8 protein-coding genes are annotated in these 9,810 nt (G+C 59.0%); 2 read left to right on the top strand and 6 right to left on the bottom strand.

From position 1 onward, the window contains the following. Positions 1 to 75 precede the first annotated feature (75 nt). The 6 genes from kdsA to B2W52_RS01615 all read right to left on the bottom strand — a co-directional run bounded on the left by kdsA (position 76) and on the right by B2W52_RS01615 (position 9,061). A complete protein-coding gene (gene kdsA / locus B2W52_RS01640) occupies positions 76 to 921 on the bottom strand; it encodes a 3-deoxy-8-phosphooctulonate synthase (protein ID WP_273073003.1) in 846 nt (281 codons plus the stop codon). 2 nt (positions 922 to 923) lie between these two features. Next, positions 924 to 2,552 (bottom strand): CTP synthase, encoded by a 1,629-nt coding sequence (locus B2W52_RS01635; protein ID WP_008172892.1) that lies wholly within the window; start codon positions 2,550 to 2,552, stop codon positions 924 to 926. An 87-nt stretch (positions 2,553 to 2,639) separates the two neighbouring features. Then, positions 2,640 to 3,989, bottom strand: a complete 1,350-nt coding sequence (gene tilS, locus B2W52_RS01630; RefSeq protein ID WP_053114906.1) for a tRNA lysidine(34) synthetase TilS — start codon at positions 3,987 to 3,989, stop codon at positions 2,640 to 2,642. After that, the gene (gene accA, locus B2W52_RS01625) at positions 3,973 to 4,926 is read right to left on the bottom strand and encodes an acetyl-CoA carboxylase carboxyl transferase subunit alpha (protein ID WP_008172897.1); all 954 of its coding nucleotides are present in this window, start codon (positions 4,924 to 4,926) and stop codon (positions 3,973 to 3,975) included. The genes tilS and accA overlap by 17 nt, the downstream gene beginning before the upstream one ends. A gap of 139 nt (positions 4,927 to 5,065) precedes the next feature. Continuing rightward, complete coding sequence (gene dnaE, locus B2W52_RS01620; RefSeq protein WP_273073005.1) at positions 5,066 to 8,548, bottom strand: DNA polymerase III subunit alpha; 3,483 nt, start codon at positions 8,546 to 8,548, stop codon at positions 5,066 to 5,068. Positions 8,549 to 8,593: 45 nt separating this feature from the next. Continuing rightward, the gene (locus B2W52_RS01615; protein ID WP_008172901.1) at positions 8,594 to 9,061 is read right to left on the bottom strand and encodes a TlpA family protein disulfide reductase; all 468 of its coding nucleotides are present in this window, start codon (positions 9,059 to 9,061) and stop codon (positions 8,594 to 8,596) included. Between the two features lie 68 nt (positions 9,062 to 9,129). On the opposite strand from B2W52_RS01615, the gene arsC reads away from it, so the two are divergent. Then, complete coding sequence (gene arsC, locus B2W52_RS01610) at positions 9,130 to 9,483, top strand: arsenate reductase (glutaredoxin) (protein WP_008172904.1); 354 nt, start codon at positions 9,130 to 9,132, stop codon at positions 9,481 to 9,483. 43 nt (positions 9,484 to 9,526) lie between these two features. Next, the coding region (locus B2W52_RS01605) for an NADPH-dependent FMN reductase family protein (RefSeq protein WP_476738507.1) at positions 9,527 to 9,810 on the top strand (284 nt) is incomplete at its 3' end.

The raw sequence follows: 9,810 nt of genomic DNA, 5'->3' as shown, positions 1-9,810 counted from the left end.
ATGTGCCGCAAGGAGCGTGTTTCGGAAAGCCATCCCCCACCTGCTCGTACTCCCAAACAAAACAAACACCGCCAATCAGGCGGTGTCGATAGGTTTAAAGCTTTTTACCAGATCATCCACAGCTTTCACCCGCTGCAGGAAGGGCTCCAACTGACTGAGCCGCAAAGCGCAGGGGCCATCGCATTTGGCCTTGTCCGGGTCCGGATGGGCTTCCAGGAACAGGCCGGCCAGGCCCTGGGACATACCTGCCAGAGCCAGATCCGTCACCTGGGCCCTGCGGCCGCCGGCGGAATCGGCTCGTCCGCCCGGCATCTGCAGGGAGTGGGTCACATCGAACATCACCGGCACGTTCATGGCCTTCATGATGCCAAAGCCCAGCATGTCGACAACCAGGTTGTTGTAACCGAAGCTGCTGCCCCGCTCACACAGGATCACCTTGTCGTTGCCGGCTTCTTCGCACTTGGTGATGATGTGCTTCATTTCCTGGGGAGCCAGGAACTGGGCCTTCTTGATGTTGATCACCGCACCGGTTTTCGCCATGGCGACCACCAGGTCCGTCTGGCGGCTCAGGAAAGCCGGCAGCTGGATGATGTCACAGACTTCGGCTGCCGGAGCGGCCTGGGCCGGCTCGTGGACGTCCGAAATAATGGGAACACCGAACTTGCTCTTGATGTCCGCCAGTATCTGAAGCCCTTTTTCCAGGCCGGGGCCGCGGAAGGAATTCACGGATGACCGGTTGGCCTTATCAAAAGACGCCTTGAAAACGTAGGGAATACCCAGCTTGCCGGTGGCCTCAACATAAGCCTGGGCAACCTCCATGGCCAGCTCCGGCGACTCGAGGACGTTCATGCCACCAAAGAGCACAAACGGCTTGTCGTTGGCGACGTCGATTCCCGAAACGTTTACAGTGTTCTGCGCCATGCTCAGGATCCTTTCTTGCAGGCCAGTGCTGCCTCAACAAAGCCTTTGAACAACGGGTGGCCGTCCCTGGGCGTGGAAGTAAATTCCGGATGGAACTGACAGGCGACAAACCAGGGATGATCCGGCGCTTCAACCACTTCGACCAGACGACCATCGGTCGAACGACCTGAGATCTGAAGACCGGCCTCTTCCAACTTTGGCAGGAAGTGGTTGTTGACCTCGTAACGATGGCGATGACGCTCGCGAATGGTTTTCTTGCCATAGCAGTTGGCAATGGTGGAACCTTCGGTAAGCACGCAATCCTGGGCGCCGAGACGCATGGTCCCGCCAAGATCAGATTCTTCCGTACGCTCTTCGCGCTCTCCGGTGGAATCCAGCCATTCGGTGATCAGGCCCACCACCGGCTCCGGCGTGTGCTCGCGGAATTCTGTGCTATGAGCGTCGGTCAGGCCGGCCACGTTCCGCGCGTATTCAATTACAGCAACCTGCATACCCAGGCAGATGCCAAGGTAAGGCACCTTGTTCTCACGGGCATACTGAACCGTGCGGATCTTGCCTTCCACGCCGCGCTCACCGAAACCGCCCGGCACCAGAATCGCGTCGGCACTGGCCAGCGCACCGGTGCCATCACGCTCGATGTCTTCGGAATCGATGTAGTTGATATTGACCTTGGTGCGGGTCTTGATGCCGGCGTGCAGCAGGGATTCGATCAGCGACTTGTACGCGTCGAGAAGCTCCATGTACTTGCCAACCATGGCAATGGTCACTTCCTGCTCGGGATTCATCAGTGATTCAACAACGTTGTCCCACTCACTGAGGTCCGCAGGACGTGCATCCAGGCCGAATCGTTCGATAACGAGCTGATCCAGGCCATGCTCATAGAGCATGCGAGGAATGGCGTAAATGGATTTGGCATCCTGGAGAGGAATAACGGCCCGCTCTTCGACGTTGGTGAACAGGGCAATCTTGCGACGTGAACTGGCGTCCACCTCGTGCTCGGAGCGGCACAGCAGGATATCCGGCTGCAGGCCGATAGAGCGCATTTCCTTGACCGAGTGCTGGGTGGGCTTGGTCTTGATCTCACCCGCAGTGGCAATGTACGGAACCAGGGTCAGGTGCATGAAAAGTGCACGCTGGGGACCGACTTCAACCTTCAGTTGGCGGCAGGCTTCTAGGAACGGCAGGGATTCAATATCGCCTACCGTGCCACCAATCTCGATCAGCGCTACGTCGGCGCCAGCAGCACCTTCAACGACCCGGCGCTTGATCTCGTCAGTGATGTGGGGGATTACCTGCACAGTTCCCCCCAGGTAGTCGCCACGGCGCTCCTTGCGGATTACTTCCTCGTACACCCGACCGGTGGTGAAGTTGTTGCGCTTGCTCATCGGGGAGCGGATGAAGCGCTCGTAGTGGCCCAGATCGAGGTCTGTTTCCGCGCCATCCTCGGTGACAAAAACCTCACCGTGCTGGAACGGGCTCATGGTGCCGGGGTCCACGTTGATGTACGGGTCCAGCTTGAGAATAGTGACCTTCAGGCCGCGTGCCTCGAGGATCGCAGCCAGAGAGGCTGATGCGATACCTTTCCCCAAGGAGGACACGACACCGCCGGTGACGAAAATATAACGCGTCATGCAGATTCCGTGATTGTCTGGTTCGGTGAAGGAGGGAGATTGTCATCTCAAGATGGGACGCCAGACTACCAGAAAGGCCCCATTGACTCAATCACATTCCCGCTCTATGACCAGCCGCCAACCGGCGGCATGGGCGCCTCCCGAGTATTGTTCAGAACACCATAAATCGCCAATGGCAATGAGCTCTGCTGCGCCCTCTGAACCCGCGAAAACCAGCGGCAGACGGGCCCTTTCCCAGGGTGGAACGCCGACTTCCTGCAGCCATTTCTTGAGCGAACGGGACGGCCCATCGGGACGGAAACGGACCCGCTCGCCACCCTGCCTCGTAAATATCCGTATTGGCGGCAACGACTGTTCCGGGGTAACGACAGATTCCAACCTGAGGGACCACTCTCCCCACGCCACGCCCTCCCCCGGCTCGAGATCGACCGGAGCGTCCGGTAAAGGGCCGCGGTCGGGAACCAGGCAAAGATCACCCTGGAAACGTCGCAGACTGAAACCGTCGGACCGGAACTCCGGCTCCCGATCCTCTGCGGCAAACAGCAGGTCCCGAATGACCTGCTGCCAGTCACCAGGGGTGGGCGCATGAAACCCGCGTTCCCGTGCCCACCAACGGACCAGATTCTTCTGCTCCGCCAGAGGCAGTGTTTTCAGGCCATCAACGGGGAGACGGTCCCGGTCGCCGCCGATTGCCTGCCACTGCAAAGCGGCCAGTTTGCGGTTCAGCGCTTCGCTCTCGCCACAGGATTCCGCCGTGTGCCGCAGCCTGCGATTCAACCCCGGCCAGCGATCCCGCAAGAGCGGCAACACAGTGTGACGGAGGAAATTCCGGTCAAATCGCTGGTCGGTATTGCTGGGGTCATCAACCCATGACAGGCCAGCGACCCTGGCCCAGCGCTCGAGTTCGGCCCTCTCAAACGCGAGCAGGGGCCGGACGAGGGTCGCGGCGCCCAGCTCACGACTGGCCGGCATGCCCGCCAGCCCGGCCAAACCGCTGCCCCTGAGCATCCGGAACAGAACGGTTTCCGCCTGGTCATCCCCATGGTGAGCCATCAAGACCAGGTCGCCCTTCCCGACCAGCGCCTCGAGGGCGGCATAGCGAGCCTTGCGGGCAGCTTCCTCTATACCCGCACCCGAGCTACGACCACCATCGACGGTTACCCGCTCAACCACAAGCGGCACGCCAAGTCGCTCACATTCACCGCGACAAAACGACTCGGTATCCGATGCATTGGGTTGAAGCTGATGATTGATATGGATCGCCCGGACAGCGCCGGAACAGCCATGGCAGTGGGCTGCCAGGTGCAATAACAGGGTGGAATCGAGGCCACCGCTCAGGGCGACCCAAAGACGGGCGTGATCGGGGAGTTCTCTGACCGGGGCACACAGGGCCTCCGGCCAGTGGAATCCGGAACCGGGCTCAGCGCCCGGTGTCATAGCGGGTCAGCCGCTCGTAGCGGCGGGATACCAGCTCATCCAGTGGCAGGCGGCTGAGCTCAGCGACGCCTTTCGCCAGAACCTCTTTGAGGGATTCCGACATTTTTTCAGGGTTGCGGTGAGCACCGCCGAGGGGCTCGGTTACCACGTTATCCGCCAGCCCCAGATCTTTAAGCCGGTCAGCCGTAACACCCATGGCCTCCGCCGCCTGGGCAGCGTATTCGGCACTTTTCCAGAGGATCGACGCACAGCCCTCTGGGGAAATCACCGCGTAGGTGGAATACTGCAGCATGTTCAGCTGGTCACAGACACCGATGGCCAGCGCGCCACCGGAACCGCCCTCACCGATCACCGTGGAGATAATGGGTGTCTTGAGGCGGGACATCACGGCCAGGTTGAAGGCAATGGCCTCACTCTGCCCACGCTCTTCCGCACCAATGCCGGGATAGGCACCCGGCGTGTCGATGAACGTGAGAATGGGCATCTTGAACCGCTCGGCCATTTCCATCAGGCGCAGGGCCTTGCGATAGCCCTCAGGGCGCGGCATACCAAAGTTGCGCTTTACCTTGTCCCGCACTTCCCGGCCCTTCTGGTGACCAATCACCATTACCGGCTTGTCGTCCAGCCGGGCAGTACCCCCTACGATCGCCAGGTCGTCTGCATAACGGCGATCGCCGTGCAGTTCATCGAAATCCTCAAACATGGATTCGATGTAGTCCAGGGTGTAGGGCCTGCGGGGATGGCGAGCCAGTCGGGCAACGTCCCAGGGTTTGAGATCGGAGAAAATGCTCTCTGTGAGGCTGACGCTCTTTTTCTTCAGCCGGGTGATCTCGTCGGTGATATTGATGTCGGTGTCATTGCCAACCATCCGAAGCTCTTCAATCTTGGCTTCCAGGTCGGCGATTGGCTGTTCGAAATCCAGATAGTTAGGGTTCATGATGTTCCATCATTTTTTGCCAGGCGGGAAAATGCTCCGCCAAACCAGAATTTACACAAAGATAGCAGCGCCCGGTCAGTGGCTAAAGCGGACATTGGTATGAGTCCGCTATCTGACAAACTTTTAATTTTCAGCTTACTCAATCATAGACCAGTTCTACCGACTGGTCGCCTACGAGGTAACGGAGCTCCAGTAGCAGGTTGTCATCCGGCTGCACCCGCCAGGATTCACCCAGCTCGATCCGGGTGGACGCCTCGGGGCTGCTGTACTCAATCCAGACCGGACTGCCATCACAGCGGAACGGCCTCAGGGTGGTGTCCAGTTTCTCCAGCAGTCCGTTCTGCAGCTGATCGGCGTGCAGGTTGAGCTTCAACCCACGGCTAAACTGCTGACGAGCGCTCGCGACATCCATCACCGAGCTCACCCGCATCTTCATCTGGCCGGAATAGTCGTCGTGGCTCACCTGACCTTCCACCACAATCACCTGGTCAGATTGCAACAGCTCCCGATTTTCAAAGAAGGCTTCCGAGAACAGGGTCGCCTCTATCCGCGCGCTCCTGTCATCCAGCGTAATGAAACACATGGTGGAACCGGTGCGGGTTTTCATGGTGCGCTGGGCAACCACCAACCCGGCGACGCGCTGGGGTGACTTGTTCGGCTTCAGATCGGCGATGGAGGACCGGACAAACCGCCGAACCTCTTTCTCGTATTCATCAAACGGGTGGCCGGTGAGGTAAAGCCCCAGGGTATCTTTCTCCCCTTTCAGCCGCTGTTTTTCGGGCCACTCGCGCATGCCGGCCACGTCCTCGTAGGGATCGCCACCATCACCGGCCTCGAGCATTTCGCCGAACATATCCATCATGCCGACGGACTCGTTACGGGATTGCTGGCCGGCCTGCTGCACGGCCTTATCGATGCTGGCCATCAACTGAGCCCGGCTGGCGCCAAGCTTGTCCATGGCGCCGCACCGGATCAGCGCTTCCATGGCGCGCTTGTTGACCTTTTTCAGGTCAATGCGTCGGCAAAAATCGAAAATATCCTGATAGGGCTCGCCATCGCCACGACCTTCCACGATGCTCTGAATCGGGCCCTCGCCCAGGCCTTTGATAGCACCGAGGCCATACACAATCTGGCCTTCGTCGTTGACGGTAAAGGTGTATTCCGAACGGCTGACGTCTGGCACCAGAAGATCCAGTTTCATGTTCCGGCACTCTTCTACCAGCGTGACCACCTTGTCGGTGTTCTGCATATCGGCAGTCAGTACCGCGGCCATGAATTCTGCCGGGTAATGGGCTTTCAGCCAGAGTGTCTGGTAGGACACCAGTGCATAGGCGGCGGAGTGGGATTTGTTGAAGCCGTAGCCGGCAAACTTCTCTACCAGGTCAAAGATGTTTTCGGCCAGGGTCGTGTTGATCCCGTTCTGCTCACAGCCATCCAGGAAAAACTGCTTCTGCTTGGCCATTTCCTCGGGCTTTTTCTTACCCATGGCCCGGCGCAGCATGTCCGCATTACCAAGGGTATAACCGGCCATCACCTGGGCGATCTGCATGACCTGCTCCTGGTACAGGATAACCCCGTAGGTGGGCTCCAGAACCGGCTTCAGGCCTTCATACTGGTAATCCGGATGCGGGAAGGACATGGGTTGGCGGCCGTGCTTACGGTCGATAAAGTCGTCCACCATGCCCGATTGCAGCGGCCCCGGCCGGAACAGGGCCACGAGGGCGATCATGTCTTCCAGTGAGTCTGGCTGCAGACGGCGAATCAGGTCCTTCATGCCCCGGGATTCCAGCTGAAACACCGCCGTGGTTTCCGCTTTCTTGAGCATGTCGAACGAGGGCACGTCATCCAGCGGAATCTCGTTGATGTCGAGCGGCTGCATGCCCTTCTTTTCCCGGCGTGGATTGATCATGTTCAGCGCCCACTTGATGATCGTGAGCGTCCGCAGGCCCAGGAAGTCGAACTTCACCAGCCCGGCGTCTTCCACGTCGCCCTTGTCGAACTGGGTCACCAGGCTTCCGCCCTCGTCGTCGCAGTACAGGGGCGAAAAATCGGTGATCTTGGTGGGCGCGATCACCACGCCGCCGGCGTGTTTACCGGCGTTCCTGCACACCCCCTCGAGCTTCAGGGCCATTTCCCAGATTTCCTGGGCTTCCTCGTCGTTCTCAAGAAACTCGACCAGCTGTGGCTCCTGCTCCAGAGCCTTCTCAAGGGTCATGCCCGGCTCGAACGGAATCATTTTAGACAGCTTGTCGGCCAAGCCGTAGGATTTGCCCTGGACCCGGGCAACATCCCGCACAACCGCCTTCGCGGCCATGGTGCCGAAGGTAATAATCTGCGACACCGCCTCTCGTCCGTATTTCTGGGCGGTGTATTCGATCACCCGGTCCCGGCCCTCCATGCAGAAGTCGACGTCAAAGTCGGGCATGGAAACCCGTTCCGGGTTCAGGAACCGCTCGAACAGCAAGTCATACTCTAGTGGATCCAGGTCAGTAATCAGCTGGGCGTAGGCCACCAGCGAGCCGGCACCGGAACCCCGGCCTGGCCCCACGGGCACACCGTTGTTCTTGGCCCACTTGATGAAGTCCATCACGATCAGGAAGTAGCCCGGGAACCCCATCTGGATGATGATGTCCAGCTCAAAGTTCAGGCGCTTGTAGTAGGCCTCGCGTTTGGCATCGTATTCCGGATCGTCCGTGCTCAGGGTCTTGGCAAGCCGCTCTTCCAGACCTTCCTCCGAAACCTTCCGGAAATATTCGTCCATGGTCATGCCATCCGGAATCGGATAGTTCGGCAGGAAGTATTCGCCCATCCGAACCTTCACCGAGCAACGGCGGGCAATCTCCACCGTATTCTCAATCGCTTCTGGAATATCGCTGAACAGTTCGATCATTTCATCAGCGCTGCGCAGGTACTGCTGATCACTGAAACGACGGTCACGGCGCGGATCATCCAGGGTACGGCTTTCGCCGATACAAACCCGGGCCTCGTGGGCTTCGAAGTCTTCCGCCTCCAGGAAGTGCACATCGTTAGTGGCAACCACCGGAAGGCCAAGAGCACCGGCCAGCTCAACACTCAGGTGCAGGCAGTCTTCGTCTCCTGGACGACCGGTGCGCTGTAACTCGAGGTAGTAGCTATCCGGGTACAAATCCATCCAGTAACGGGCGCGCTCGCGGGCCAATTCCGTTTTGCCCGCCATCAAAGCCTTGCCCACATCGCCCATTCTCGAACCAGAGAGCGCAATCAAACCGTTCGGCCGAGCCTCAAGCCATTTGCGCTGGATGATCGGCTTGCCAAACCGCTGCCCCTCGGTATACCCCAGGGAAATGATTTCGGTGAGGTTGAGATAACCGTCGTTATCTCGCGCCAACAGCGTGATGCGGAACGGATTCTCGGGCTCGTCGGGATTTTCCAGCCACAGATCGGCGCCAATGATGGGTTTGACGCCCGCGCCCATGGCCGCCTTGTAAAAGCGAACCAGCGAGCACATGTTGGATTGCTCGGTAAGGCCAACAGCCGGCATGCCCAGCTCGGCAACGCGCTTTATCAGCGGTTTAACCCTGACCAGGCCATCCACCATGGAGTATTCGGAATGGACGCGGAGGTGTACAAAAGTCTGCGACATAACGTCAGGTTATTCCTGCTGTGTAATTCAGTTGGGGCGGCCGGCTCAACCGCCGATCACGGCCCGGAGTTCTTCTTCGGTCTGGGGTCCAAAACGGGTCTCGACCAGATCGCCGCCCGGATTAACCAGAAAAGTGGCAGGCAGCGCGACCGGTAACTTCCAGCCGAACCCCGGCCCTGGATCGTCCGCCAGCATGGTAAATTCAATCCCCATACGCTCGCCCAGTTCGACCAATGCGTCGCCCCGCACCCCATCAAAATTGACGGCTAGTACGGTAATGTCGGGCGCCTTGTCCAGCTCATTGAGCTCGGGAATTTCTTCGAGGCACGGTTTGCACCATTCCGCCCAGTAGTTAACCAACACCCACTGGCCGCGCAAGGTGTCCCAGTTCAGTTTTGTGCCTTCTGCCCGCTCAAGCTCGATTTTCTGGCAGCCGGACATCGCCAGAATGAGCAGCGCCACGGCCAGAACATGCAGGCCGGAACGCCTACGGACAGAATCAGGGTACTGCACTGGAAAACCTCCTGTTAGACTACCGGCCACAGAAATCGTGGACTCCATTCAGACAATCAGGCACGAAGATGACAGAACCCACCCGGATTTTCCACAACCCTCGCTGCTCGAAATCCCGCCAAACCCTTGAACTGCTTACCGAACGGGGAATTGAGCCAGAGATTATACGCTACCTGGAAACACCACCGACAGAGCAGGAGCTCAAGGATATCCTGAACGCACTGGATCTTCGCCCCCGCGAACTGATGCGCACGAAAGAAAAAGAGTATAAAGAACAGGGCCTGAACAGCCCCGACCTGAGCGACGAACAACTCATCGCCGCGATGGTAGCAACACCGAAACTGATTGAACGACCGATTGTGACCGCCAACGGCAAAGCAGCACTTGGCCGGCCACCGGAAAACGTTCTCTCGATCCTGTAACGCCCAACAATCTCCTCCAGCCAGATCAGAAGGATCTCTGAAGATGTCCGATCAATTGCCCTATGTTCTCGTGCTATTTTACAGCCGCACAGGCCAGACTGCGGAGCTGGCCAGCCAGATTGGTCGTGGCGTGGCCCGGGTAACAGGCATTGAAGCGAGGTTGCGGGCGGTACCGCCGGTTTCACCGGACACGGAAGCGTCCCTGCCCGCAGTTCCGGACTCTGGAGCGCCTTACGCCAGCAAATCCGATCTCGCAAATTGCGCCGGTCTGGCCATCGGCAGCCCCACCCGCTTTGGCAACATGGCAGCGCCCCTGAAGCATTTCCT

Origin of the sequence: Marinobacter sp. UBA2498 (genome assembly GCF_002341575.1) — a bacterium.
In the GTDB taxonomy this organism is placed as follows: Bacteria; Pseudomonadota; Gammaproteobacteria; order Pseudomonadales; family Oleiphilaceae; genus Marinobacter; species Marinobacter manganoxydans.
The sequence above is the reverse complement of the archived record's forward strand: the minus strand, read 5'-3'. Positions and strand labels throughout refer to the sequence as shown.